Origin of the sequence: Ruegeria sp. R14_0 (assembly GCF_017743975.1) — a bacterium.
In the GTDB taxonomy this organism is placed as follows: domain Bacteria; phylum Pseudomonadota; class Alphaproteobacteria; order Rhodobacterales; family Rhodobacteraceae; genus Ruegeria.
Genome location: NZ_JAGHRC010000005.1, coordinates 91,084 through 115,221, shown reverse-complemented (window position 1 = coordinate 115,221; position 24,138 = coordinate 91,084). Strand labels below are relative to the sequence as shown.

Annotated in this window: 25 protein-coding genes; 13 read left to right on the top strand and 12 right to left on the bottom strand. The window is 58.5% G+C overall.

The window, feature by feature from the left end:
- Positions 1-164 precede the first annotated feature (164 nt).
- Positions 165-818 carry a hypothetical protein gene (locus J7416_RS15290; protein WP_209226000.1) on the top strand — a complete coding sequence of 218 codons (654 nt, stop codon included), beginning with the start codon at positions 165-167 and terminating at the stop codon, positions 816-818.
- Between the two features lie 108 nt (positions 819-926).
- Here J7416_RS15290 and clpA read toward each other — a convergent pair whose 3' ends face one another.
- Positions 927-3,251: an ATP-dependent Clp protease ATP-binding subunit ClpA gene (gene clpA / locus J7416_RS15285; RefSeq protein WP_209225998.1), complete on the bottom strand. Its 2,325-nt coding sequence runs from the start codon at positions 3,249-3,251 to the stop codon at positions 927-929.
- A 173-nt stretch (positions 3,252-3,424) separates the two neighbouring features.
- Positions 3,425-4,192 carry a hydroxyacylglutathione hydrolase gene (gene gloB / locus J7416_RS15280; RefSeq protein WP_209225996.1) on the bottom strand — a complete coding sequence of 256 codons (768 nt, stop codon included), beginning with the start codon at positions 4,190-4,192 and terminating at the stop codon, positions 3,425-3,427.
- Positions 4,193-4,253: 61 nt separating this feature from the next.
- Here gloB and J7416_RS15275 point away from each other — a divergent pair, with 61 nt between their 5' ends.
- From J7416_RS15275 to J7416_RS15245, 7 genes are all read left to right on the top strand, one after another.
- A complete protein-coding gene (locus tag J7416_RS15275) occupies positions 4,254-4,988 on the top strand; it encodes a class I SAM-dependent methyltransferase (protein ID WP_209225994.1) in 735 nt (244 codons plus the stop codon).
- A gap of 310 nt (positions 4,989-5,298) precedes the next feature.
- The gene (locus tag J7416_RS15270) at positions 5,299-5,859 is read left to right on the top strand and encodes a F0F1 ATP synthase subunit delta (protein ID WP_170466774.1); all 561 of its coding nucleotides are present in this window, start codon (positions 5,299-5,301) and stop codon (positions 5,857-5,859) included.
- Positions 5,860-7,398: a F0F1 ATP synthase subunit alpha gene (atpA, locus tag J7416_RS15265; protein ID WP_209225992.1), complete on the top strand. Its 1,539-nt coding sequence runs from the start codon at positions 5,860-5,862 to the stop codon at positions 7,396-7,398.
- Between the two features lie 15 nt (positions 7,399-7,413).
- Positions 7,414-8,289, top strand: a complete 876-nt coding sequence (locus J7416_RS15260) for a F0F1 ATP synthase subunit gamma (RefSeq protein WP_209225990.1) — start codon at positions 7,414-7,416, stop codon at positions 8,287-8,289.
- A gap of 18 nt (positions 8,290-8,307) precedes the next feature.
- On the top strand, positions 8,308-9,732 hold the full coding sequence (gene atpD / locus J7416_RS15255) for a F0F1 ATP synthase subunit beta (protein WP_209225988.1): 1,425 nt from the start codon (positions 8,308-8,310) through the stop codon (positions 9,730-9,732).
- A gap of 12 nt (positions 9,733-9,744) precedes the next feature.
- A complete protein-coding gene (locus J7416_RS15250; protein ID WP_170495898.1) occupies positions 9,745-10,155 on the top strand; it encodes a F0F1 ATP synthase subunit epsilon in 411 nt (136 codons plus the stop codon).
- Between the two features lie 115 nt (positions 10,156-10,270).
- Entirely contained in the window at positions 10,271-10,621 is a 351-nt protein-coding gene (locus J7416_RS15245; protein ID WP_209225986.1) for an H-type lectin domain-containing protein, read from the top strand.
- A 42-nt stretch (positions 10,622-10,663) separates the two neighbouring features.
- Here J7416_RS15245 and rpiB read toward each other — a convergent pair whose 3' ends face one another.
- Both rpiB and J7416_RS15235 read right to left on the bottom strand, forming a co-directional pair.
- Positions 10,664-11,110 carry a ribose 5-phosphate isomerase B gene (gene rpiB / locus J7416_RS15240; RefSeq protein ID WP_209225985.1) on the bottom strand — a complete coding sequence of 149 codons (447 nt, stop codon included), beginning with the start codon at positions 11,108-11,110 and terminating at the stop codon, positions 10,664-10,666.
- A gap of 60 nt (positions 11,111-11,170) precedes the next feature.
- A complete protein-coding gene (locus tag J7416_RS15235; protein WP_170423128.1) occupies positions 11,171-12,190 on the bottom strand; it encodes a ribose-phosphate pyrophosphokinase in 1,020 nt (339 codons plus the stop codon).
- A gap of 108 nt (positions 12,191-12,298) precedes the next feature.
- Here J7416_RS15235 and J7416_RS15230 point away from each other — a divergent pair, with 108 nt between their 5' ends.
- Together J7416_RS15230 and J7416_RS15225 are read left to right on the top strand one after the other, a co-directional pair.
- Complete coding sequence (locus J7416_RS15230) at positions 12,299-12,901, top strand: 2-hydroxychromene-2-carboxylate isomerase (protein ID WP_209225983.1); 603 nt, start codon at positions 12,299-12,301, stop codon at positions 12,899-12,901.
- Positions 12,898-13,710: an alpha/beta hydrolase gene (locus tag J7416_RS15225; RefSeq protein WP_209225982.1), complete on the top strand. Its 813-nt coding sequence runs from the start codon at positions 12,898-12,900 to the stop codon at positions 13,708-13,710. Before J7416_RS15230 ends, J7416_RS15225 begins: the two co-directional genes overlap by 4 nt.
- A gap of 36 nt (positions 13,711-13,746) precedes the next feature.
- On the opposite strand, the gene J7416_RS15220 is transcribed toward J7416_RS15225, so the two are convergent.
- The 8 genes from J7416_RS15220 to J7416_RS15185 all read right to left on the bottom strand — a co-directional run bounded on the left by J7416_RS15220 (position 13,747) and on the right by J7416_RS15185 (position 21,117).
- Positions 13,747-14,781 (bottom strand): beta-eliminating lyase-related protein, encoded by a 1,035-nt coding sequence (locus J7416_RS15220; RefSeq protein WP_209225980.1) that lies wholly within the window; start codon positions 14,779-14,781, stop codon positions 13,747-13,749.
- Positions 14,781-15,254 carry a YcgN family cysteine cluster protein gene (locus J7416_RS15215; RefSeq protein ID WP_209225978.1) on the bottom strand — a complete coding sequence of 158 codons (474 nt, stop codon included), beginning with the start codon at positions 15,252-15,254 and terminating at the stop codon, positions 14,781-14,783. The genes J7416_RS15220 and J7416_RS15215 overlap by 1 nt, the downstream gene beginning before the upstream one ends.
- Complete coding sequence (locus tag J7416_RS15210; protein WP_209225977.1) at positions 15,251-16,183, bottom strand: bifunctional riboflavin kinase/FAD synthetase; 933 nt, start codon at positions 16,181-16,183, stop codon at positions 15,251-15,253. Before J7416_RS15210 ends, J7416_RS15215 begins: the two co-directional genes overlap by 4 nt.
- Positions 16,184-16,396: 213 nt before the next feature.
- Positions 16,397-16,840 carry a MaoC family dehydratase gene (locus J7416_RS15205; RefSeq protein ID WP_170423116.1) on the bottom strand — a complete coding sequence of 148 codons (444 nt, stop codon included), beginning with the start codon at positions 16,838-16,840 and terminating at the stop codon, positions 16,397-16,399.
- 100 nt (positions 16,841-16,940) lie between these two features.
- Entirely contained in the window at positions 16,941-17,816 is an 876-nt protein-coding gene (locus tag J7416_RS15200) for an HAD family hydrolase (RefSeq protein ID WP_209225975.1), read from the bottom strand.
- Positions 17,817-17,923: 107 nt separating this feature from the next.
- Positions 17,924-18,994 carry a DUF389 domain-containing protein gene (locus tag J7416_RS15195; RefSeq protein WP_209225973.1) on the bottom strand — a complete coding sequence of 357 codons (1,071 nt, stop codon included), beginning with the start codon at positions 18,992-18,994 and terminating at the stop codon, positions 17,924-17,926.
- A 116-nt stretch (positions 18,995-19,110) separates the two neighbouring features.
- Positions 19,111-20,031 carry a manganese-dependent inorganic pyrophosphatase gene (locus J7416_RS15190; RefSeq protein WP_209225971.1) on the bottom strand — a complete coding sequence of 307 codons (921 nt, stop codon included), beginning with the start codon at positions 20,029-20,031 and terminating at the stop codon, positions 19,111-19,113.
- Between the two features lie 105 nt (positions 20,032-20,136).
- Positions 20,137-21,117: a TraB/GumN family protein gene (locus tag J7416_RS15185; protein ID WP_209225969.1), complete on the bottom strand. Its 981-nt coding sequence runs from the start codon at positions 21,115-21,117 to the stop codon at positions 20,137-20,139.
- A gap of 115 nt (positions 21,118-21,232) precedes the next feature.
- On the opposite strand from J7416_RS15185, the gene J7416_RS15180 reads away from it, so the two are divergent.
- From J7416_RS15180 to groL, 3 genes are all read left to right on the top strand, one after another.
- Entirely contained in the window at positions 21,233-21,907 is a 675-nt protein-coding gene (locus J7416_RS15180; RefSeq protein WP_209225968.1) for a DUF2161 family putative PD-(D/E)XK-type phosphodiesterase, read from the top strand.
- A gap of 152 nt (positions 21,908-22,059) precedes the next feature.
- On the top strand, positions 22,060-22,347 hold the full coding sequence (locus J7416_RS15175; protein WP_155144864.1) for a co-chaperone GroES: 288 nt from the start codon (positions 22,060-22,062) through the stop codon (positions 22,345-22,347).
- 55 nt (positions 22,348-22,402) lie between these two features.
- Positions 22,403-24,046, top strand: coding sequence for a chaperonin GroEL (gene groL / locus J7416_RS15170; RefSeq protein WP_209225966.1), 1,644 nt, complete (start codon positions 22,403-22,405; stop codon positions 24,044-24,046).
- Positions 24,047-24,138 lie beyond the last annotated feature (92 nt).

The following is a 24,138-nucleotide window of genomic DNA, read 5'->3' as shown; positions in this document are numbered from 1 at the left end:
GAAACGGGTGGCGCAGGGCATTCCGTCGAAAAAACACAATTGCAACCTTGGGGCAGAACGAATTCATGTCGAAATGCAGCTGACCCATCGGTTTTTTCGCTGCCGTAAGGTGAAACACACGCGCAGAATTCCTATATCCTACCTAAGGTTGATCGGAGTTGGGTGTGACAGACAAAACAGCAGAGATTCAAATCACGATGAACGCGGCTTTGAACGCCCCGCATCAACGTGTGACTCTGTGTCAAACCCGGCAAGGCCTTCGGTTTTGGCTAAAACGTGTTGAGCGTTTTGCGCCGCATCTCTGGCTGGTCAAAGGCAAACCTGAACAGGCCTTTGATCGAGATCGACAGTCCCATCGATATCTCTGGAACCGCGGTGCGGCTGTTCCAAGGATTCTGGCCGAGGGCGCGGACTTTATCGCCGTTGAGGATGCTGGTTGCAGCCTAACCAAGTTGTGTGACGACGCAGATGTGGCGACGACTGACAAGCTGAAAGCCATTCGTGCTGCTGGACACGCTCTGGCGCGTTTGCACGCGATGGGCCTGGCGCATGGGCGGCCGGCTTTTCGGGATATGTGCTGGGACGGACGTCAGATTCGCTTCATAGACTTTGAGTATTTCTCGCCGTCCAATGCCGGGCGGCTGCGCAAAGCACGCGACGTAGGGATTGCGATCCTGTCAGCGCTTTCTCAGGGTCTTGAGGGGCCGCGTTATGCGCAGTGCATCCTGTCGACATACCTGTCGGTGCAGGACAGCCTGCCACAGGCTTTGCCAGTGCCGTGTCCGGTGTCAAACAGCCAGCCCCGTATCCGGAAGTGACTTTTTGCGTTGGGGCAAGCCTTCCTATGCCTGATCCAATTGAGCGTAAGCCCTAAAAGTAAAAACCCGCCCTGAAAGGCGGGTTTTCTGTTCGAAGTGCGCTGACTATCAGTCCGCTGTCAGCAACGGCGGCTTGTCGCCCGGAATGCGCGGCTGATCGGGGCCGAGAATTTCCAGGTTCAATTCGCCTTTCTTCACCGATACCCGGACCACGCCACCCTTAGCCAGCTTGCCGAAAAGTAGCTCTTCGGCCAGCGGTTTCTTGATGTGTTCCTGAATCACACGGCCAAGCGGACGTGCCCCCATCTTGTCGTCATAGCCCTTGTCAGCCAGCCATTCGGCGGCTTTCTTGGTCAAGTCGATGGTCACGTTGCGATCAAGCAACTGGGCTTCCAGCTGAAGAACGAACTTCTCGACCACTTGCAGGATAACCTCTTTCGGAAGCGGCGCGAACGAGATCACGGCGTCCAGACGGTTGCGGAACTCTGGCGTGAAGGTCCGCTCGATGGCGGCAGTGTCTTCGCCCTCGCGCCGGTCGCGGCCAAAGCCGATGGCGGCCTTTGCCTGTTCCTGTGCGCCCGCGTTCGACGTCATGATCAACACCACGTTGCGGAAGTTCACCGTGCGGCCGTTGTGATCCGTCAGCTCGCCGTGGTCCATGACCTGCAGCAGGATGTTGAACACGTCCGGGTGCGCCTTTTCGATCTCGTCCAGCAGCAGCACGCAATGCGGATGCTGGTCGACGCCGTCGGTCAGCAGGCCGCCCTGGTCGAACCCGACATAGCCCGGAGGCGCACCGATCAGACGGGAAACCGCGTGTTTCTCCATGTATTCCGACATATCAAAGCGCAGCAATTCCACGCCCAGCGTATCCGCCAGTTGTTTTGCCACCTCGGTCTTGCCCACACCGGTCGGGCCGGCGAACAGGTAGTTGCCGATGGGCTTTTCGGGCTCACGCAGACCGGCGCGGGCCAGTTTGATGGCGCTGGACAGCGCGACAATCGCGTCATCCTGACCAAACACCACCCGTTTCAGCGAGGCTTCGAGGTCTTTCAGAACCTCGGCATCGTCCTTGGTGACGTTCTTGGGCGGAATGCGCGCGATCTTTGCGACAACCGCTTCGATCTCTTTGACGCCAATGGTCTTGCGGCGCTTGCTTTCCGCGACCAGATGCTGCGCGGCACCGGCCTCATCGATCACGTCGATGGCCTTGTCGGGCAGTTTGCGGTCGTTGATATAGCGCGCCGAAAGCTCCACTGCGGTTTTGATCGCATCAGCAGTGTATTTGATCTCGTGATGCTTTTCGAAATAGGGCTTCAGGCCGCGCAGGATTTTGACGCTGTCTTCGACCGAAGGCTCATTCACATCGATCTTCTGGAACCGGCGGCTGAGCGCGCGGTCTTTTTCGAAGTGCTGACGGAACTCCTTATACGTGGTCGAGCCCATGGTGCGCAGCTTGCCGCCCTGCAGGGCAGGTTTCAGCAGGTTCGACGCGTCCATGGCACCGCCAGACGTGGCACCTGCACCGATAACAGTGTGGATCTCGTCAATGAACAGCACCGCGTCAGGGTGGTCTTCCAGCTCGGTCACGACGGCCTTCAAGCGTTCCTCAAAGTCGCCGCGATAGCGGGTGCCTGCCAGCAGCGCGCCCATGTCGAGCGAGTAGATCGTCGTCTCGGACAGCACGTCGGGTGCTTCTCCGGCCACGATCTTGTGCGCCAGACCTTCAGCAATGGCCGTTTTACCAACGCCGGGATCACCCACCAGAAGCGGGTTGTTCTTGCGGCGACGGCACAGAACCTGAATACAGCGCTCAACCTCGTCGGCGCGACCGATCAGCGGGTCGACATCGCCAGCGCGGGACTTTGCGTTCAGATCTACACAGTACTTGCCAAGCGCGCTTTCCTTCTGATCGCCTTCCGCGGAGCCGGATTGAACCTCTTCTTCAACCTGATCCGCACCGGAAACCGAGCGATTTTCTCCGTAAGCCGGGTCTTTGGCGACGCCATGCGCGATGAAGTTGACCGCGTCATAGCGGGTCATGTCCTGTTCCTGCAGGAAATAGGCCGCGTTGCTTTCGCGTTCGGCAAAGATGGCAACCAGCACGTTCGCGCCTGTCACCTCGGTCCGGCCCGAGCTTTGGACGTGGATCGCGGCGCGTTGGATGACGCGCTGGAAGGCGGCTGTAGGTACGGCTTCGGACCCGTCGATATCAGTGACAAGGTTCGACAGATCCTCATCAATAAACTCGACCAGCGTGCTGCGCAGCTCATCCAGATCGACGCTACAGGCTTTCATGACGCGGATCGCGTCAGGCTCTTCCAGCAGCGCCAGAAGTAGATGTTCCAGCGTGGCAAATTCGTGACGCCGTTCGTTCGCGGCCGCCAGGGCCGCGTGAATGGCTTGTTCTAGTGTGCTCGAGAATGAAGGCACGCGGGTGCTCCTCTGTCTTGGGTCGAAAGGGGGCAAGCTTCGGCTGGAACCCCAATCCAACCATGTCCTCATACTATTAGAGTTTGGTTGATCGTGGCCCGGCTTCAAGGGTTTTCTTTCACTTGACAGTCACATTTCACGTGACCGTGGCCGTGAGGAGGGCAATTTGGGCATTAGAAGCGGTCTTTTCTAGACCTGATCTCTGCAAAAACGTCTACAGGGTCTGCATTTTGCATACCCAATTGAGCCTGAATCGCCGGATCTGTAGCGCGCAGGAACGGATTGGTGGCCTTTTCAAGCGCCAAACGGGATGGAACCGTGGGCTCTCCGGCGGCACGGGCGCGATCAATGTCCGCCATGCGCTGCTGCAATGCAGTGTTGTCAGGATCGACGGTAATGGCGAACTTCGCATTCGATTGTGTATATTCGTGACCCGAGCATACCATAGTTTCGTCCGGTAACGCAGCCAATTTGCTGAGAGAAGACCACATTTGCTGGGCGGTGCCCTCAAACAGGCGGCCACATCCCTGCGCCATCAAGCTGTCGGCGGTAAACACAACCGCGCTGATGGGCATATAATACGCAACATGCCCGACGGTATGGCCGGATACATCCAAGACCTGTACCGGCTCGCCACCGATTTCAAACGTATCGCAATCGTGGACCTGTTGATCCAGTGGCGGCAAACGGTGCGCATCCGCGGCGGCCCCAATCACCTTGGCCGGGTGTTTTTCCAGAATACCGGACAAACCATCAACATGGTCCCAGTGGTGATGGGTCAGCAAGACATGGGATAGGGTCCATCCTCGCTTGTCTAACTCGGCCAGAATGGGCCCGGCTTCGGGTGCGTCGACCAGAGCAGTGTTGCCGCTAACGGCATCATGCGCCAGAAATGCATAGTTATCGCTGAGACATGGGATGGTAACGACCTCAAGAGGCATGGTCTTTTGCCCTTTCGTTGCTAGACTGCGCCCAGCTAAGCCGATTGAGCGGGTGTCTGCAATGCATCTTGATGTGCAGGATTTAAGGAACTTCTACTACCGCAGCACACTTGGGCGTGCGGCGCAGGCTGCGATCCGCGGGCGCTTGACCCAACAATGGCCCGAGGCCAAAGGGCAAACGGTCGTTGGCTTTGGGTTCGCGGTACCGCTTCTGCGCCCCTATCTTGCGGATGCACGGCGTGTCATCGGGCTGATGCCAGGGCCACAAGGAGTGATGCCATGGCCCGCTGGGATGGCCAATGTGTCGGTTCTGACCGAAGAGACCCTGTGGCCAATCGAAACCGGTCACGTGGACAAGCTGGTCGTTATGCACGGGCTTGAGACAACGCAACGGCCCAGCCAGTTGCTGGATGAATGCTGGCGCGTCCTCGGCCCCGGTGGGCGTGCATTTTTTATCGTGCCAAACCGGGCCGGGTTGTGGTCTCGGACTGATCGAACGCCGTTTGGCTTTGGTCGGCCCTATTCAGCGACGCAGTTGGAAAACCAGCTCAAGGCTCATCACTTCGTCCCGGAAAGCCATTGTTCGGCCTTGTATCTGCCACCGTCCTTCCGCCGGTTCTGGCTGAAATCCGGCAGTCTCATCGAAAAGACGGGACAGCGCCTGCCGACCATCATGGCGGGCGGTGTTTTGATGGTCGAAGTGTCGAAGCACATCCGCCCCCCTAGCGGCAACGTCACGAAGGATGCCGAACGCCGTCCGATCAAGGCGCTGGATGGACTTCTGAAGCCTGCCTGAGATACGCCCCATGTTCCCCCACCAAATCGAGAAAAATGAGGGAAAAAGGCCACAGGAATCGCAAAAACCTACAGTTTCGTAACATTTTTCGGCCTGCTCAGCCGGACAAAAGGGTCGCACCTTTCCTAAGTGTTTGAAAAATAATGTTTTGTGGATAAACCTGTTGCCGTGATAATATGTTGCTAGCTGGGTTCGGCTCTGCTACATCCCCGGTGATTTCGATCCCCGACCGTCTGGCCGGGGTTTCTTCACGCCCCCGGGGTAGCTGCCGCAACGCGAATTCGGGGCCCAAAATATCGGAAGGGTGGACGTGTCCGAACCAGCTTCGATTTCCACAGGCATCGCCGAGCGCTATGCCACCGCGATCTTTGAGATCGCCAAAGAGAATAATGACCTCGCAGGTCTGGAAACCGGAATCAACGATCTGGCAGCAGCATTGGGCGAAAGCGCCGAACTGCGCGACCTGATTTCCTCGCCTCTGGTTTCGCGCGCTGAACAAGAAGGCGCCATTACCGCAATCGCTGACAAAATGGGTTTGCACGCCATCCTGCGCAACACGCTGGGTCTGATGGCGCAGAAACGCCGCCTGTTTGTTGTGCCGCAACTGGTGCAGGTTCTGCGCGACATGCTGGCAGATGAACGTGGTGAAGTGACCGCCGATGTCGCCTCGGCCAAGGCGCTGACCAAGACGCAAATGGAAAAACTGTCCAAGACGCTGTCCGAGCGTGTGGGCAAGACCGTGACAATCAATGCGACCGTTGATGAAAGCCTCATCGGCGGTCTTGTCGTTAAAGTGGGCTCGAAGATGATCGACAGTTCGATCCGTTCGAAGCTGAACTCCCTACAGAATGCAATGAAAGAGGTCGGATAAATGGGAATCCAAGCTGCAGAAATTTCTGCAATCCTGAAGGACCAGATCAAGAATTTTGGTCAGGAAGCCGAAGTGGCCGAAATCGGCCGCGTGCTGAGCGTCGGTGACGGGATTGCCCGTGTATACGGCCTGGACAATGTGCAAGCCGGTGAGATGGTCGAATTCCCCGGCGGCATCATGGGTATGGCGCTGAACCTCGAAGCTGACAACGTTGGTGTTGTTATCTTCGGTTCCGACCGTGACATCAAAGAAGGTGACACCGTCAAGCGCACCAACTCGATCGTGGATGTTCCGATCGGTGACGAACTGCTGGGCCGCGTTGTTGACGGTCTGGGCAACCCGCTGGACGGCAAAGGCCCGATCAACGCAACCAAGCGTGGCGTTGCAGATGTTAAAGCCCCCGGCATCATCCCGCGTAAATCGGTTCACGAGCCGATGGCAACCGGCCTGAAGTCGGTTGACGCGATGATCCCGATCGGCCGCGGCCAGCGTGAGCTGATCATTGGTGACCGTCAGACCGGTAAAACCGCCGTTGCTCTGGACGCGATCCTGAACCAGAAAACCTACAACGATGCAGCAGGCGACGACGAGTCGAAGAAACTGTACTGCGTTTACGTTGCGATCGGTCAAAAGCGTTCGACCGTTGCGCAGCTGGTGAAGAAACTGGAAGAGTCCGGCGCGATTGAATACTCGATCGTTGTGGCCGCAACCGCGTCCGACCCGGCACCGATGCAGTTCCTGGCACCTTATGCCGCGACCGCGATGGCCGAGTACTTCCGCGACAACGGCCGCCACGCGCTGATCATCTATGATGACCTGTCGAAACAGGCTGTGTCTTATCGTCAGATGTCGCTGCTGCTGCGTCGTCCGCCCGGACGTGAAGCCTATCCTGGCGACGTTTTCTACCTCCACTCCCGCCTGCTGGAACGTTCGGCGAAGCTGAACGAAGACTTCGGCGCAGGCTCGCTGACCGCTCTGCCGGTTATCGAAACTCAAGGTGGTGACGTTTCGGCGTTTATCCCGACCAACGTGATTTCGATCACCGACGGTCAGATCTTCCTTGAAACCGAACTGTTCTACCAAGGCATCCGTCCTGCTGTGAACACCGGTCTGTCGGTTTCGCGTGTGGGCTCCTCGGCTCAAACCAACTCGATGAAGTCGGTTGCTGGTCCGGTTAAGCTGGAACTGGCTCAGTACCGCGAAATGGCTGCGTTTGCGCAGTTCGGTTCCGACCTCGACGCCGCAACTCAGCAGCTGCTGAACCGTGGTGCGCGCCTGACCGAGCTGATGAAACAGCCGCAGTACTCGCCGCTGACCAACGCGGAAATCGTCTGCGTCATCTTCGCGGGTACCAACGGTTACCTCGACAAGATCGACGTGTCCGACGTTGGCCGTTACGAAGCTGGCCTGCTGGCGCACCTGCGTGGCAAACACGCGGATCTGCTTCAGTGGATCACGGACGAAGATCCCAAGATCAAGGGTGACGCTTCCGACAAGATCAAGGCTGCGCTGGACGAATACGCCGCAACCTTCGCTTAAGGGAGAGGCGGGCATATGCCAAATCTTAAGGACCTTAAAAACAGGATCGAGTCGGTCAAATCGACCCGCAAGATCACCAAGGCCATGCAGATGGTCGCGGCTGCAAAACTGCGCCGCGCCCAGGAATCTGCCGAAGCCTCGCGTCCCTATGCCGAGCGGTTCAATGCCGTGATGGCGGGGCTGGCGGCGTCGGTCGGGGGCAGCGACAGCGCCCCCAAGCTGCTTCGGGGTACGGGCAGTGATGATGTCCATCTGCTGGTTGTCATGACAGCTGAACGCGGTCTCTGCGGCGGCTTCAACTCGAACATCGCCAAGCTGGCCCGTGTCAAAGCGGAAGAGCTGCGCCTGAAAGGCAAGACGGTCAAAGTTCTGACCGTCGGCAAAAAAGGCCGCGACGCGCTCAAGCGCGATTTTGGCGATCTGTTCGTTGGACATATCGACCTGAGCGAGGTCAAGCGTCTGGGGTATTCCAACGCGCAGGACATCGCGAAGGACATCCTGTCCCGTTTTGACGGGGGTGAGTTCGATGTTGCTACGATCTTCTACTCGAAGTTCGTCAACGTTGTGACCCAGATCCCGACGGAACAGCAGGTCATCCCCGCCTCGTTCGAGGAAACCGAGGGTGACGACAGCGGTGCCGTGTTCGACTACGAGCCCAGCGAAGAGGCCATTCTGGCCGACTTGCTGCCCAAGGGGGTTGCGACCGCGATCTTCTCGGCTCTGCTCGAAAACGGGGCGTCTGAACAGGGTGCACGGATGTCCGCGATGGACAACGCGACACGCAACGCGGGTGAGATGATCGACAAGCTGACGATCCAGTTCAACCGCTCGCGTCAGGCCGTGATCACCAACGAGCTGATTGAAATTATTTCCGGCGCCGAAGCGCTGTAAGAAAACCGGAGACGAAACATGGCGAATGCAAAAGGCAAAGTCACACAGATCATCGGGGCCGTCGTCGACGTGCACTTCGAAGATCAACTGCCTGAAATTCTGAACGCGCTGGAAACCACCAACAACGGCAAGCGCCTAGTATTGGAAGTTGCTCAGCACCTGGGTGAAAACACCGTCCGCACCATCGCGATGGACGCGACCGAAGGTCTGGTCCGTGGCGAGGCTGTCACCGACACCGGCGCGCCGATTTCGGTTCCGGTTGGTAACGCCACCCTGGGCCGTATTCTGAACGTTGTCGGCGAGCCGATCGACGAAAAGGGCGACGTTGAAGCAACCGAAACCCGCGCGATCCACCAGCCCGCACCCGAGTTTGACGAACAGTCGACCGAGTCGGAAATCCTGGTGACCGGCATCAAGGTTGTTGACCTGCTGGCCCCCTACGCCAAAGGCGGCAAAATTGGCCTGTTCGGCGGCGCCGGCGTTGGTAAGACCGTTCTAATCATGGAACTGATCAACAACATCGCAAAAGTGCACTCGGGCTTCTCGGTGTTCGCGGGTGTTGGTGAACGGACCCGTGAAGGGAACGACCTGTACCACGAGATGATCGAATCGAACGTTATTAAGCCGGACAACCTGTCGGAATCGCAGGTGGCCCTGGTTTACGGTCAGATGAACGAACCTCCGGGAGCACGTGCACGTGTTGCTCTGACCGGTCTGACCCTGGCCGAGCAGTTCCGCGACCAATCCGGTACCGACGTTCTGTTCTTCGTCGACAACATCTTCCGCTTCACGCAGGCGGGCTCCGAGGTTTCGGCTCTGCTGGGTCGTATTCCTTCGGCGGTGGGCTACCAGCCGACACTGGCCACCGACATGGGTGCCCTGCAGGAACGCATCACCTCGACCAAGTCGGGCTCGATCACTTCGGTGCAGGCGATCTACGTACCTGCGGACGACCTTACCGACCCTGCGCCGGCAACCTCGTTTGCTCACCTGGACGCGACCACCGTTCTTAACCGTGCGATCTCGGAAAAGGGTATCTACCCGGCCGTTGACCCGCTCGACTCGACCTCGCGTCTGCTCGACCCGGCCATCGTTGGTGAAGAGCACTACAAGGTTGCGACCGACGTTCAGCAGATCCTCCAGCGCTACAAGTCACTGCAGGACATCATCGCCATCCTCGGCATGGACGAACTGTCGGAAGAGGACAAACTGACCGTGGCCCGTGCCCGTAAGATCGAACGCTTCCTGTCGCAGCCGTTCGACGTGGCCGAAGTCTTCACCGGTTCGCCGGGCGTTCAGGTTCCTCTGGACGTGACCATTTCATCGTTCAAAGCGGTTGTCGCTGGCGAATACGATCACCTGCCCGAAGCGGCCTTCCTGATGGTTGGCGGCATCGAAGAAGTGATCGCCAAAGCGGAAAAGATGGCCGCAGAAGCCGCCTAAGGAGTATCCCTGATGGCAAACACGATGCAATTCGACCTCGTCAGCCCCGAGCGGAGCCTTGCTTCGCTCGCGGCCACCGCGGTCCAGATTCCCGGCGCGGACGGGGATATGACGGCGATGCCCGATCATGCCCCCACCATCACCACGCTGCGCCCGGGCATCCTGAAGGTCGAAGCACCCGAAGGGGCCAGCGAATACCTGGTCACCGGCGGGTTTGCTCAGATCAACGGCGATGGCCTGTCGGTTCTGGCCGAAAAGGCCATTCCGGTTGCCGAAGTGACCCGGTCGCATCTGGACGACCTGATCGCCGAGGCCCGCGCTTCGCACGAAGCGGCAAAAGAAGGCGATGATCAGACCATCGTCGACGACGCCGCCAAACTGCTGGCCGACATGGAAGCCCTTGGGACGCATATGAGCCTTTAAGTCCCATCGCGTTCAATTGATTTAAAGCGGTCCCGTTGAATCGGGGCCGTTTTTTTGTGGAGTTTTAGTGAAGTACCGGGTTAACCTCCGGGAGTTTATAAATAAAGTTGAATGTATGAAGACGTTTAAATCCCACCCGATTGGAATCGACCAAGGCGAGGCAGTCATTTTCTCCGAGTTCGCCGATGGCGGCGAAATGTGGACCGGTGAAGGGCCGCGCCAGCGGCGGTCGACTGTCAAATTCAGCCAGCCGTTCCGGTCTGTCCCGGTGGTTCAGATCGGTGTGTCCCTATGGGACGTTGATACGTCATCTGCCTTGCGCGCCGAGGTGACGGCCGAAGACATTACACCCGAAGGATTTAGTGCAGTTTTTCGCACATGGTCGGACACACGCATCGCCCGGATAAGAGTCACTTGGACCGCCATCGGCGAGGTTGCCCACGAAGATGATTGGGACATTTCCTGAAACGTTAAATAACCCGTTGCGCGGCTTGATAAAGCTCGCCGGTTAGTCATCAGCCTCAATCATGTCCACGCGGGTCGCATGGCGGCCGCCCTCGAACTCGGCATCCAAAAACGCGTCGACGATATCCAGCGCCTGACCTTCGCCCACCACACGCGCGCCGATGGACAGCATGTTGGCGTCGTTATGTTCGCGGATCATGCGGGCCGAGAACGCATCGGAACACACGCCACAGCGGATGCCCGGAACCTTGTTGGCCGCCATCATGATGCCCTGACCGGTGCCGCACAGAATGATCCCCAGCTGACAATCGCCCGAAGCGACCGCCTGCGCCGCAGCTTTGCCGTGGATCGGGTAGTGCGTGCTCTCGGGTGTTTTTGGGCCGATATCCACGACCTCCCAACCTTTGGCCGCGATATGGTTGGCGACAGTCTGCCGCAACTCAATAGCCGCGTGGTCACTGGAGAGAACGATACGTTTTGGGGCTGTCACGGGAATGTCCTGCGTTGTTGTAGTGACAAAAAAGGGCGGCTTAAGGGCCGCCCAACTCGGTCAGTCCATGTGGTACATCGACTCGTAGATCGGTGTCAGTGTTTTGTCCTCGAACAGCGACGAGACGCTTGTGCCGTTCCAGATGTTCAGGATCGCCTGGGTAAAGATCGGCGCGGTCGGAACAATACGAATGTTCTTGGCTTTCGCAACTTCCGGTGTCGGCTGGATTGTGTCCGTCAGGACCAGAGATTTCATCACCGAATTGGTCACCCGTTCGACGGCAGGTCCACTCATGACGCCGTGCGTGATGTACGAGTGGACTTCTTTCGCACCATTATCCAGCAGCACCTGCGCCGCCTTGCAGAGCGTACCAGCGGTGTCGCACATGTCGTCCACGATCAAGCAGATCTTGTCTTTGACATCACCGATTACGGTCATCTCGGCCACTTCTCCGGCCTTTTCGCGACGCTTGTCAACGATGGAAAGCGGCGCTTCGATCCGTTTGGCCAACTCGCGCGCGCGCGCAACGCCGCCCACGTCGGGCGAGACCACCATGATCTCATCCAGGCAGTCCTGGAACTGGTGTTTCACATCCAAAGCGAAAATCGGCGAGGCATACAGGTTGTCCACCGGGATATCGAAAAAGCCCTGAATCTGCGCGGCATGCAGATCCATGGTCAGCACCCGCTCGATCCCCGCGCCGGTCAGCATGTTGGCGACCAGTTTTGCAGAGATCGGCGTACGGGCCTTGGTGCGGCGGTCCTGACGCGCATACCCGAAATAGGGGATCACAGCCGTAATCCGTTGTGCTGACGACCGGCGCAGTGCATCCGCGATGATCAGCAACTCCATCAGGTTGTCGTTGGCCGGGTTCGAGGTCGGTTGGACGATGAACATATCCTCGCCGCGCACATTCTCGAACACTTCGACGAAGATCTCGCCGTCGTTGAACCGTTCCACACGCGCATCGACCAGGTTCTGATCGACTCCGCGATACAGGCTCATGCGTCGCGAGATGGATTCGGCAAGAGGAAGGTTAGCGTTCCCAGCGATTAGCTTGGGTTCGTTGAGTGTCGGCATCGGCTGAGGTCCCCGGGCAGCAATGGCAAATGTGACAGATTCGTGATGTTGACACCGCTTAGCATGGCCTTACCGTCCAGCAAAGATAACCAAGCGGAGAAAGTGCACATGGCCCAGATTGACTACTATTTTGCGACACTCTCGCCCTATACCTATCTGGCTGGCATGCGGCTGGAAGAGATCGCGGCGAAGCACGGCGTGACGATCAACTATAAACCGCTGGATATCGTTGCCCTGTTCGGTCGCACCGGGGGTACGCCGCCGAAGGATCGTCATATCTCGCGCATCGAATACCGGGCGCAGGAGTTGCAGCGGCAGTCGAAAAAGCTGGGCAAGGAATTCAATCTGCAACCCGCGCATTGGCCGACCAATGCGGCACCGTCCTCTTATGCAATCATCGCAGCGATCAAGGACGGATCGGGGGACGTCGGCAAGCTGGTGCATTCCTTTGTCCGGGCGTGTTGGGCCGAGGAAAAAGACATCGCCCAAGATGACGTGATCCGCGATTGTCTGACCCAATCGGGATTCGATCCGGGGCTGGCCGACAGCGGGTTGCTGATCGGGGCCGAGACCTATGCCGCCAATCTGGAAGAGGCGGTCGATCGCGGGGTTTTCGGCGCGCCGTTCTATATCACTGAGGACGGTCAGCGTTTCTGGGGACAGGACCGGCTAGAAGATCTGGACCAGCACCTGTCGGAGATGAAAGGGTGAGGGATACCTCCCTGGAGAACAGCATATTTGTAAGAACCTTGGGGCAGGGCACGCGCAAAGTGCTGGCCCTGCACTGCACCATTGCGCATTCCGGGGCGTGGTCGGGGCTGGCCTCTGCGTTGAACGGCGAGGCGACGTTGACGGCACCCGATATGCCGTCCCACGGGCGCAGCCCTGATTGGGATGGGCGGGGCGATCTGTTCGACCTCGTGACCAAGTTGTCTGCCACACAATTGACCGAGCCGATGGACCTTATCGGGCATTCCTTTGGTGGGATGATCGCTCTGCGCCTGGCCATCGAGTTTCCACATCTCGTTCGCAGCGCAGTGCTGATTGAACCTGTTTTCTTTGCCATCGCCGTTCGGGACGAACCGGAACTTATTCGACGGCATCAGGATGAATCTCAACCTGTAACGGATGCGTTTGCGTCGGGGGATATGGAAAAAGCGGCCCGGTTGTTCAACCGGATGTGGGGCGCTCAGGATGGGCCACGTTGGCCAGACTTACCTGAACGGACCCGCGCAGGTATGGTTCGGGGAATTCACGTTGTTCCGGCAGTTGACGACGCGCTGTTCCAGGATAGCAAAGGGCTCTTGAACGCGGGCGTTCTGGATTGTGCGTCTATGCCTGTCTTGATCCTCTGCGGGTCTGAGAGTCACCCCATCATGCCTGTGATTGGCGATGGCCTTGCCCAAAGATTGCCGCATGCCGAAACGCGTGTTGTGCCGGGCGCGGGGCATATGCTGCCGATCACGCATCCGCAGCAGACGGCTGCTGCTGTCCAAAACTTCTGGAACAGCTTTTCCTGAAGCGAGAGCCGGGCAGGCGCGCGCCGAATGTCTGGTTCAAAGCAGATCCAAAAAACGGTCAATATCATCTCGACCAATCGACCAGTCGCAGACCAGTCGACATGCCAGAGCTTCGCTGTCATCGGCACCGTCCAGCTCTGCGCCCCACAGGTGATAGACCGCTCCGGCCTTGTGCAGTTGTTTATGCCGCGCACGGGAAAACTGTGCAAAGATCATGTTGGCCTGCGGTTCGTGCAGAAAGGTCGCGCCTTTGGCGCGCAATCCATCAGCCAGATAAGCGCCGTTGTCATTGGCTTGTCGGGCGATTTGCAACCATAGGTCGTCTTGCAGATAGGCCGCCATCTGTGCGGACAGGTAGCGGTGCTTGGAAAACAGATGCGCACCGCGTTTGCGCCGCAACTCGAATTCCCAGGCCTTGGCTTCGTCAAAGAAAACGACCGCCTCAACCCCCATCAAGCCGTTCTTGGTACCACCAAAGCTGACTGCGTCCACGCCTGCTTTCCACGTCATCTCGGCCGGGGAGCAATTCAGAGCAACCAGGGCGTTGGTGAACCGCGCGCCGTCCAGATGCACGGGCAATTCGTATTCCTTTGCGACGCCACACAGCGCCTGCAACTCGGCCAGAGAGTAAACCGACCCGCGCTCGGTCACTTGCGTGATTGAGACCGGCCCGCGCTGCGGGCCGTGCACACCGCGGGTTTCTTCGGCCAGAATCGAACGGCGCAGTGCCTCGGGGGTCATCTTGTCGTCGCCGGGCACCAGCGTCAGCTTTGCGCCGCTATAGAATTCGGGCGCGTTGCACTCATCCTCATGGATATGTGCGACCGGGGAACAGAACACGGTGTCCCACGGGTTCGAGAGCGTCGCCAGAGCTAGCGAATTCGCCGCCGTCCCGGTGGCCACCAGATAGACCGCCGCGCCTGGAGCCTCAAAAACCCCGCGGATGCGATCGCGTACTTCATTCATCAGAGTGTCCGCACCATAGGCCATCTGATAGCCCTGATTGGCTTCGTTCAATGCGGCCATGACCTGAGGGTGAACCGGCCCGGAGTTATCAGAGGCAAAGTACATCAGCTGGGCTCCTCAATGATATAGTCTTCCCACTCTTCCATGGGGGTTTCGAACTCGGACACTGTGCGTCCCTGAACCGACATACCGGCGGCGTGTACGCTGTCGGGCGTACCTGATATCAAAGGATGCCAGTCGTAAAGGGGTTTGCCCTCCCACAGCAGCCGATAGGCACAGGTCTGCGGCAACCAATAGGCGTGGTCGTGGATGTTGTCGGGCTTCATCACAATGCATTCCGGCACGAATTGGTGGCGGATGTCGTATTGCGTGCAGCGGCAGGATTCATCGTCCAGCAGACGGCAGGCAACGCAGGTCAGGGCGACCTCGCCGGTGTCTTCATCCTCAAGCTTGTTCAGACAGCACTTACCGCAGCCGTCGCACAGTGCCTCCCATTCGTGCTGGTTCATTTTGGTCAGCGGCTTGCGTTCCCAGAACCGGGGGGCAAGACCTTTGCGATCAATCGGATCGGCTGTCATAGCGCGGCCAGCAGCGCGCGGGCCTTGTCGCAATCGGCATCCATCTGCGCGATCAGGCCGTCCAGCCCATCGAATGTCATCTCGGGGCGCAGGTAGTCGACCAACCCTACGGACAGGGTTGAGCCGTAAAGATCGCCTGAGAAGTCGAGCAGGAAGGTTTCGATATTCGGGATTTCACCGTTGAACATCGGTCGGACCCCAACTGAGGCTGCGCCGTGATAGCTGCCCTGATGGGGGCCATCCAGCACATCGACCAGCACCGCATAGACGCCAAATCTGGGCGGGTGCAGTCCTTCGATGGACATATTCGCAGTGGGGAAGCCCAGTTCGCGACCGCGCTGTTCCCCGCCAATCACCTCGCCTTCGATCCGGTGCCAATGTCCCAGCATGGCCGCCGCGTCGCGTGGGCGGCCATCGGTCAGAGCCTTGCGGATCGCAGTTGACGAGACGACGTCATCGGACCGTTCCATCAAGGGGGCGATGGTAACGCCAAAACCCATCACTTTACCAAACCGGACCATATCCTCGGCCGTACCGCTGCGCCCTTTACCGAAACAGAAATCGGCACCGACCACCACATGCGACAGGCCGAGGCCGTCACAAATGACGTTGCGCGCGAATTCCTCCGGGCTCAGCCCTGCAAGGGAAGCGTTGAAAGGCAACTCATACAGCTTTTCGACGCCCAGCTTTTCCAGCCGGTGTGCGCGCGCGGTGTCTCGCATCAGGCGAAAGGGTGGGGCAGCCGGGGCAAAGTATTCCCGCGGATGCGGCTCGAACGTCAAAACGCCCAGCGGTGCATCCGGAGCGACGGAACGCGCCAGTTCGATGACCGACTGGTGCCCGACGTGAATGCCATCAAAGTTCCCGATGGCCACACTGGCACCGCGGTCTTCTGGCTCGACAAACTGGAAATCCCGGATGATCTGCATGCAGCTTGCCTAGCGGGACTGAAGGCCGGGTTCAAGCACCTGATTGCTGCAGGCGTGTTACCCTGCCTTGCGTTGACCTTTGGACGACAACCTGTCGGTTCTTTCGCCGCTGGTTTTGACTGCGATGCGAGTTGGCTTCGGCTGCACACTCGGATGTTCGTGCAACAAAAAAGGCGCCGAGATCGGCGCCCTTGGTGCTTCTAAAGCAAGGCCTCAGTCGAACTTGCGCGACGGGGCCAATACCATCGCCTCGCCCACCAGCACTTTCTTGTTGTCGACAGAGCAATGGCAGTCCAGCTTGACCCGGCGCTTGGCAAAGTCGATGTCGATCACTTTGACCTCGGCATAGACCATGTCGCCGGGGCGCACAGGGGCCAGAAACTTCAGCGACTGCCCCATGTAAACTGTTCCGTGGCCAGGCAGTTGCTCGCCAATAACGGCCGAGATCAGACCTGCGGTCAGCATCCCATGGGCGATGCGCCCTTCGAAAATCGTGTCGCGGGCGTAATCGTCGTCCAGATGAACCGGATTCCGGTCCGTTGAGACCTGCGCGAACATCTCGATGTCTTCGTCAGTCACCACTTTGCGCAGGTGGCGGGTCATGCCCATTTCGATGTCTTCAATACAGATCGTGCCGCGTGGAAGATTATCCAACATGTCGCCCTCACTTGAATTCAGCGGGCAACAAAAAAACGCAAGCTGCCCTCGTTTGGCAACTTTATTACTTCGCAACTGCAGAAAATCAAGTCTTTTTTGATTATCTCAAACGACCGATTGTGTATGTCGGGTTTATGTTTTCCCTTGCGATATAGTCACTTAGAGATTCCTCGTGCGGATGGTGCTCGGTTTTTGTTTCCGCCGCAGCCAAACCGCCAGAGATAAACAGAGAATCAATGCCTTCTCCCATACCGCCCAAAATGTCGGTATGAGGGCCATCGCCGATCACCAGAATGTCGCCATCAGGGATATCGTGGCCCAGTTCCTGCAGTCTGCGGCGGGCCAGATCATAGATCGGCGGATGCGGTTTTCCGAAATACAGGCTCTCGCCGCCCATCTCGGTATACAGCTTGGCCAGCGCGCCGGCACACCACTCGCGCACCTCGCCCCGGTCCACGACAATGTCGGGGTTGGCGCAGAGCAGCTTGAGCCCCTTTTGCTTGGCATACAGGAAATCGGGGCGGTTAACTGCAGGGTCCGCCATCGGATCGAATGGCCCGCAGCATACAATGCCTTCGGCCTCGTCCAGCGGAACGCGTTCGATGTGGATCGGGTGGTGCAGCAATTTCAGAGGTTCAAAGAACCCGGCATCGCGTTCCCACTCTCCCATGAAATAAACCTTGTGGCCGACGGCTCCGCGGAACATCGCGGATCGTGCCGAGTCTCCGCTGGTGGCGATGGTGTCGTAAGCGTCCGCGGGGACGTTGAATTGGCCGAGCTGCACGGCAACTCCCGCCCGCGGTTTCGGAGAGTTTGTGACCAACACGACGATCCCGCCCTGCGCGCGGTAGGCTTTCAACGCGGCGACAGCCTCGGGGTAGGCGGTGATGCCGTTGTGAACGCAACCCCACAGGTCGACGAACAGCGCCTTGTAGCGGCCTGAAATCTCGGAAAGCGCATGGATGATCTGGGTCATGGGGGCCTCGGGATCTGAAGTCAGAGTTGCCACAGCTATGGCAAAGCTTTTGCCCGTTGACCATCCCGCAATCTGTTTCGCGGGCCAACAAAAGCTGCGCTTGGGTGCTATTCGTTGATTTCCTCGACGTCCGGCGCTTGCTGCACGTTCTCGGTGCCCAGAATGACTTGGGCGCCGATCCTATTCTGGAACCGAACAATAACCTTATAGCCAGGGCCTAGCTCATCCCTCAGCACATCGACCAATGGTGTCTCCCGCAGGGTTTCTGGAAGCAGGCCGGCAACCGAGGAGACCTTGAATGCCGCTTCGATCGGAAGGTCCACGATCAGCCAGATATCGGCGTGTTTGCGTTTGGCGTTCACGTCCACCCGGATCACCTCGACGGACACTGGATCCGCCCAGTCCTGGATCGTTTGCGCCAATTGCGCCTCGGTTCGGGTTTCCAGGTATCGGTTGTAGGTGGATTTCCCAAGTTGCAGGACAACGAAAGCCAGAAACGCCAGTGTCACCACCACACTTGCGGTGAAGTTCAGTTTGCGACGGCCCTTGCTGAATGCCACCGCCCGCGCCGCGTACACGATGTAAACCGCGCAAGCCGACAAGATGATCGCGCCGAGGTTGGTGGCAAATAGCAGGCCGGCTTCGTAGGCCTCGGCCGGTTCACCGAAATACAACAACACACCCGAAGCGGACAGGGGCGGTACCAGCGATACGCCGATGGCAGCGCCGGGCAACAGGCTGGCCTCAGATCGGTTGATCTGCACATAGGCTGCGGCCACTCCGGCGGCCAAGGCGACAATCAGGTCTTCGGTTCCGGGATCGGTACGGGCCAGAACCTGATCAGGGATCAGGATGCCGCGTGGGACGTCTGCAACATAGACCAGAAACCAGGCGAGAAAGACGCTTACCAGAGCAGCGCCACAGACGATCAGGGCCAGCTTAAATGCGCGACCCAGCCATCCCATGACCATCGACGCGGCGACGCCCAGGATCGGGGTCATCAAAGGGGCAACCAGCATCGCGGCAATGACCACCGCACCAGAGTTTCGCAGCATACCCATCGTGGCGATCACAACGGACAAAGTCAGCAGCATCGCAAACCGACGCCAGTAGGCGGCTTTGTCAGAGCCTTCAAATCTTAGGATGCCGCGTGTGGTGCTGAACTTGCGGGAACTCATAAATGTCGTCTGATCCTCATTGCTTACATGATCAGACTAGCAACAGATGCAAATTGCGCAAAACACTGAAAAAGGCGCCCGGGTGGAGCGCCTTTTGATCGCGTGATCTGAGCGGATCAGACCTTGAGGTTCGGGATGATCTGCTTTTTCCGGCTCATGATGCCGGGCAGGACAACGGCGTCGCCTTCAACACTTGCACCAAAGCTCTTCTCGGCCACACCCTTGACCAGATCGTTTGGCACCAGCAGGGTGGCTTCTTCGTTCAGGATGTCGACGACAAACAACAGGACCTGATCTACGCCGTCTTCCTTGGCAACGCCGACCATCGAGTCCGCAAGGCTGGCTTTCCTATCCAGCACAACGCCCGGTGCAGTCGTTTCCAAAACCGAGACTCGGAACTTGGTGCCGTCGACTTCGTATTCTTTGCTGTCCATGCGGATCAGTTCGGCATCCGAGAAGGACGACACATCCGATTTCGCCGCAAACATGTCAGAGGCATAGGCCGAGATATCCAGCCCCAGATCCGCTGCCAATTTTTCGGCCACGGCGCGGTCATGCGCAGTGGTGGTGGGCGAGCGGAATTCCAGCGTATCGGACAGGATGCAGGTCAGCGCCGCGCCTTTTATGGCTTCGGGCATCTTGGCGGCGTCGTCACCGATCAGGTCCATCATGATGGTCGCGGTGCAGGCCAGCGGACGCACGGTGATGTCGATCGGGCCTTTGGTTTCCAGACCGCCGACCAGCTTGTGGTGGTCGATGATGGCGCGGATGTCGGCGCTGTTGATGCTGGCGGGCAGTTCTGCCGGGTTGTTGGTGTCCACGATGACAACCGGTGCATCCTCGGCCACATCCTCGATGATACGTGGCTTGGGCAGGTCCCAGCGTTGCAGCAGGAAGGCCGCTTCGGTGTTGGGTTCGCCCAGCAGAACGGGCTCGGCCTGTTCGCCTTTGATTTCGTTTAGGTACCACGACCACAGGATCGGCGAGCCTGTGGAATCGGTGTCGGGAGATTTGTGGCCAAATACGAGCGTTGTCATGTCAGCGTCCTGAGGATGATCATTTCGCGCGCCTTATAGGGCGGCGTGCCGAGCTTGTCACCCGGCAGTATGTACGCTGCGACGGTTGGTCTGAATTGGCAGGGATCAGAACGGGGCGCGTGACAAGGAATAACCGGCCTTTTGCAGAAGATTCAGCAAGCCTTGGTTGCCGCCCAGATGCCCGGCGCCGACGGCGATCACGGCCGTCTGGTCTTGGATGCCCAGAATATGCTGCATCCAATTCGCGTTGCGCTCGACCAGCAATTGCTGCTCGAAACTGTCCCATTCCGCTTCGAATTCCTCGGGCGTTAGCCCCGACTCTTCCAGCCCCTGAATGCGGGCCAGTTGGATGATCTCGACATGCTTTTCTTCCAGGTAGGCATTCGCCATTGTCGCCAGTTGATCTTCACTGCCGCCCAAAGCACCGGCCATCCGCACGAGAGACTGGACCTGCTTTTCTATCGGGTGACTGTCGAACAGGGCCATCAGATCGGTAATTCGTTCCAGCGAGTATTGTGGGATGTTCAAATCGGCCGCCAGATCGTTTAATCGGGCATCCATGCCATGGCTCGCATCCGGGTTATTCATCATGCATGCCGGGATGCCCAGCATCATGCTGAGAAACCAGGGTCGCATCTGGGCGGCCATCCAGGCGGGAATGCCACGTTCAGACAGCCCATCTGACAGGGCGGACCAGTCTTCCTCGGACATCAGGTCGATCAGGCTGGGGCCCGCGGTGATCATGATCGGGCTCATGTCTTGGGCAAGATCCTTTTCGAACGCGTCCATCTCGTCCTGGGTGACTTCGAAGTAAAACGCGTCCGCTTGTTCCAACGTTGGCCTCAGCCGTTCAACCACGGCATCCATTCGCGGATCATTGGCATGCAGCGTTCCGATCAGGTGCAGCACCGTGTCGCCCTTGGTTGCGATCCAGTGGTTGCCTTCGGGAAAAGGAATGTCGGCAACCGTCTTTTGCAGTTCGGCCTGCACCTCGGCGCTGAGGCTCGGCCGCAGGTCTTGCCCCTTGCAAGCGGCGTGCAGGGTCGCGGGCAGAAACAGGAAAATCAGCAAGGCAAACAGGCGCATCAGGTTTGTCCCGGTAACTTAGACATCGCTGCGACATTGCCTTGGCGTGGCAGCGTGATCAAGACGGGTGCAGGTGATGTCTGGCGTTCGCGGCAATTTTGCATAGCATGGCGCAATGGAGCGTGAGCAGGATCTTTACCCGCCGATCAAAGCGCTGTTAGAGCGTCAGGGCTATACCGTCAAAGGCGAGGTTGGCGCGGCCGATATTGTCGCGGTGCGCGAGGGGGATGACCCTGTGATTGTCGAGTTGAAGCTGAGGTTTTCACTGGCTTTGTTCCATCAGGCCATCACACGGCTGAAGGTTGCCGATCAGGTTTACATCGGCGTGTGCAAGCCTACGGGAAAATCCGCCCGACGCGCGCTCAAGGACAATCTCGCGCTGTGCCGCAGGCTGGGGCTTGGGCTGATTACCGTGCGCGCCGACGGCGCGGTCGAGGTGCAATGTGACCCGGGACCCTACGCTCCGCGCAAGAACAAGGCAAAAGCTGCGCGTCTTTTGCGCGAATTTGACCGGCTCGAAGGCGACCCCAACGCGGGCGGCGCGACGCGGCATGGGATCGTGACGGCCTACCGTCAGGATGCCCTGCGATGCGCGGCTCACCTGGCTGAGAACGGAGCCACCAAAGGCGCCGAAGTCGCCAAGGCGACCGGCGTACCCGCAGCCACGCGGCTGATGCGGGAAAATCATTACGGCTGGTTCGAAAAGGTCGAAAATGGCGTCTATGGCCTGACCGAAGCAGGGCAGGAGGGCCTGAAGCATTGGGCCTATAGCTGGGATCAGCCGGACTGAGCCAATTTGGCAAAAAATCCGCGACAACTTGTTGACTCGGGGTTTGCGACCTCCTAGCTATGCGTCGTTATCACTCTCAAGGTATGAGTGCTAACACCTCGCTGACCAGCGAGGGGAGGATAAATAAACTTTGAGCCCAAGGAGCTGCAAAGATGGCATTGAAACCGCTTCATGACCGCGTGCTGGTTCGCCGTACCGAAAGCGAAGAGAAAACCGCTGGTGGTCTGATCATTCCCGACAGCGCAAAAGAAAAGCCCAGCGAAGGCGAAGTCGTCGCAACCGGCGAAGGCGCACGTAAGGACAGCGGCGAACTGATCGCAATGGCTGTTAAAGCTGGCGACAAGATCCTGTTCGGCAAATGGTCGGGCACCGAGGTCAACGTCGGCGGCGAAGAACTGCTGATGATGAAAGAAAGCGACATCATGGGGATCATCGAGTAAGCGATCCCGCTTTCTCTGATCTTCATCACAATACATTTTCTCAAGGAGAAACGACATGGCTGCTAAGGACGTCAAGTTCGACACCGATGCCCGCAACCGCATGCTGTCCGGTGTGAACGTACTGGCCGATGCTGTTAAAGTGACCCTGGGCCCCAAAGGCCGCAACGTGGTTCTGGACAAATCCTTCGGCGCGCCGCGCATCACCAAAGACGGTGTTTCGGTTGCCAAGGAAATCGAACTGGAAGACAAGTTCGAAAACATGGGCGCGCAGATGGTGAAAGAAGTCGCCAGCCGCACCAATGACGAAGCCGGCGACGGCACCACCACCGCAACCGTTCTGGCGCAGGCAATCGTTCGCGAAGGTCTGAAGCAGGTTGCAGCGGGCCTGAACCCGATGGACCTGAAGCGCGGCATCGATCTGGCGACTGCAAAGGTTGTTGAAGGCATCAAAGAAGCTTCGCGCGAAGTCAAAGACTCGGCAGAAGTTGCTCAGGTTGGCACCATCTCGGCCAACGGCGAAGCCGAAATCGGCAGCCAGATCGCAGACGCGATGCAGAAGGTTGGCAACGAAGGCGTCATCACCGTCGAAGAAAACAAAGGTCTGGAAACCGAGACCGATGTTGTCGAAGGTATGCAGTTCGACCGTGGCTACCTGTCGCCTTACTTCGTCACCAACGCAGACAAGATGATCGCAGAACTCGACGACTGCATGATCCTGCTGCACGAAAAGAAACTGTCTTCGCTGCAGCCGATGGTTCCGTTGCTGGAACAAGTGATCCAGTCGCAAAAGCCGCTGCTGATCATTGCTGAGGATGTTGAAGGCGAAGCGCTGGCAACTCTGGTTGTCAACAAACTGCGCGGCGGCCTGAAAATTGCTGCTGTCAAAGCACCGGGCTTCGGCGATCGCCGCAAAGCCATGCTGCAGGACATCGCAATCCTGACCGGTGGTCAGGTGATCTCCGAAGATCTGGGCATGAAGCTCGAGTCCGTCACCATGGACATGCTGGGCACCGCCAAGAAGATCGAAATCACCAAAGACGAAACCACCATCGTCGACGGTGCTGGCGAGAAAGCCGAGATCGAAGCACGTGTTGCTCAGATCCGCACTCAGATCGAAGAAACCTCGTCGGACTACGACCGTGAGAAGCTGCAAGAGCGCGTTGCCAAACTGGCAGGTGGTGTTGCTGTTATCCGCGTCGGCGGCATGACCGAAGTTGAAGTGAAAGAGCGTAAGGACCGTGTGGACGATGCTCTGAACGCAACACGTGCTGCCGTTCAGGAAGGTGTTGTTGTTGGCGGTGGTGTTGCCCTGGTTCAGGCCGGTAAAGCACTTGAAAACCTGGAAGGCGCAAACGCTGACCAGAGCGCCGGTATCAACATCGTTCGCAAAGCAATCGAAGCGCCGCTGCGCCAGATCGCCGAAAACGCAGGCGTTGACGGTGCGGTTGTTGCGGGCAAAGTCCGTGAATCGTCCGACGCAGCATTCGGCTTCAACGCACAGACCGAAGAATATGGCGACATGTTCTCGTTCGGCGTGATTGACCCGGCCAAAGTTGTCCGTACCGCTCTGGAAGACGCGGCATCGGTTGCCGGCCTGCTGGTTACCACCGAAGCAATGGTTGCAGACCGTCCCGCCAAAGAAGGCGCGGCACCTGCCGGCGGCATGCCCGACATGGGCGGCATGGGCGGCATGATGTAAGCACGTCGAATTCGCCCCGGCGAATTCTGACGGCCCCGACAGGCGCTTGGCCTTTAGGCCAAGCTGCCGAAAAGGGAAAGCCAAAATCAAGT

Excerpts from the sequence above, each read along its gene's own strand:
- J7416_RS15185 (WP_209225969.1), bottom strand. The coding sequence starts at position 21,117 with ATGCGCCTGTTTGCCTTGCTGATTTTCCTGTTTCTGCCCGCGACCCTG.
- J7416_RS15235 (WP_170423128.1), bottom strand. The coding sequence starts at position 12,190 with ATGCCGACACTCAACGAACCCAAGCTAATCGCTGGGAACGCTAACCTT.
- J7416_RS15195 (WP_209225973.1), bottom strand. The coding sequence starts at position 18,994 with ATGAGTTCCCGCAAGTTCAGCACCACACGCGGCATCCTAAGATTTGAA.
- J7416_RS15200 (WP_209225975.1), bottom strand. The coding sequence starts at position 17,816 with ATGACCCAGATCATCCATGCGCTTTCCGAGATTTCAGGCCGCTACAAG.
- J7416_RS15230 (WP_209225983.1), top strand. The coding sequence starts at position 12,299 with ATGGCCCAGATTGACTACTATTTTGCGACACTCTCGCCCTATACCTAT.
- gloB (WP_209225996.1), bottom strand. The coding sequence starts at position 4,192 with ATGCCTCTTGAGGTCGTTACCATCCCATGTCTCAGCGATAACTATGCA.
- J7416_RS15260 (WP_209225990.1), top strand. The coding sequence starts at position 7,414 with ATGCCAAATCTTAAGGACCTTAAAAACAGGATCGAGTCGGTCAAATCG.
- J7416_RS15175 (WP_155144864.1), top strand. The coding sequence starts at position 22,060 with ATGGCATTGAAACCGCTTCATGACCGCGTGCTGGTTCGCCGTACCGAA.
- atpA (WP_209225992.1), top strand. The coding sequence starts at position 5,860 with ATGGGAATCCAAGCTGCAGAAATTTCTGCAATCCTGAAGGACCAGATC.
- J7416_RS15275 (WP_209225994.1), top strand. The coding sequence starts at position 4,254 with ATGCATCTTGATGTGCAGGATTTAAGGAACTTCTACTACCGCAGCACA.
- J7416_RS15210 (WP_209225977.1), bottom strand. The coding sequence starts at position 16,183 with ATGCAGATCATCCGGGATTTCCAGTTTGTCGAGCCAGAAGACCGCGGT.
- atpD (WP_209225988.1), top strand. The coding sequence starts at position 8,308 with ATGGCGAATGCAAAAGGCAAAGTCACACAGATCATCGGGGCCGTCGTC.
- J7416_RS15250 (WP_170495898.1), top strand. The coding sequence starts at position 9,745 with ATGGCAAACACGATGCAATTCGACCTCGTCAGCCCCGAGCGGAGCCTT.
- J7416_RS15215 (WP_209225978.1), bottom strand. The coding sequence starts at position 15,254 with ATGACAGCCGATCCGATTGATCGCAAAGGTCTTGCCCCCCGGTTCTGG.
- J7416_RS15220 (WP_209225980.1), bottom strand. The coding sequence starts at position 14,781 with ATGTACTTTGCCTCTGATAACTCCGGGCCGGTTCACCCTCAGGTCATG.
- J7416_RS15190 (WP_209225971.1), bottom strand. The coding sequence starts at position 20,031 with ATGACAACGCTCGTATTTGGCCACAAATCTCCCGACACCGATTCCACA.
- J7416_RS15245 (WP_209225986.1), top strand. The coding sequence starts at position 10,271 with ATGAAGACGTTTAAATCCCACCCGATTGGAATCGACCAAGGCGAGGCA.
- J7416_RS15205 (WP_170423116.1), bottom strand. The coding sequence starts at position 16,840 with ATGTTGGATAATCTTCCACGCGGCACGATCTGTATTGAAGACATCGAA.
- groL (WP_209225966.1), top strand. The coding sequence starts at position 22,403 with ATGGCTGCTAAGGACGTCAAGTTCGACACCGATGCCCGCAACCGCATG.
- J7416_RS15180 (WP_209225968.1), top strand. The coding sequence starts at position 21,233 with ATGGAGCGTGAGCAGGATCTTTACCCGCCGATCAAAGCGCTGTTAGAG.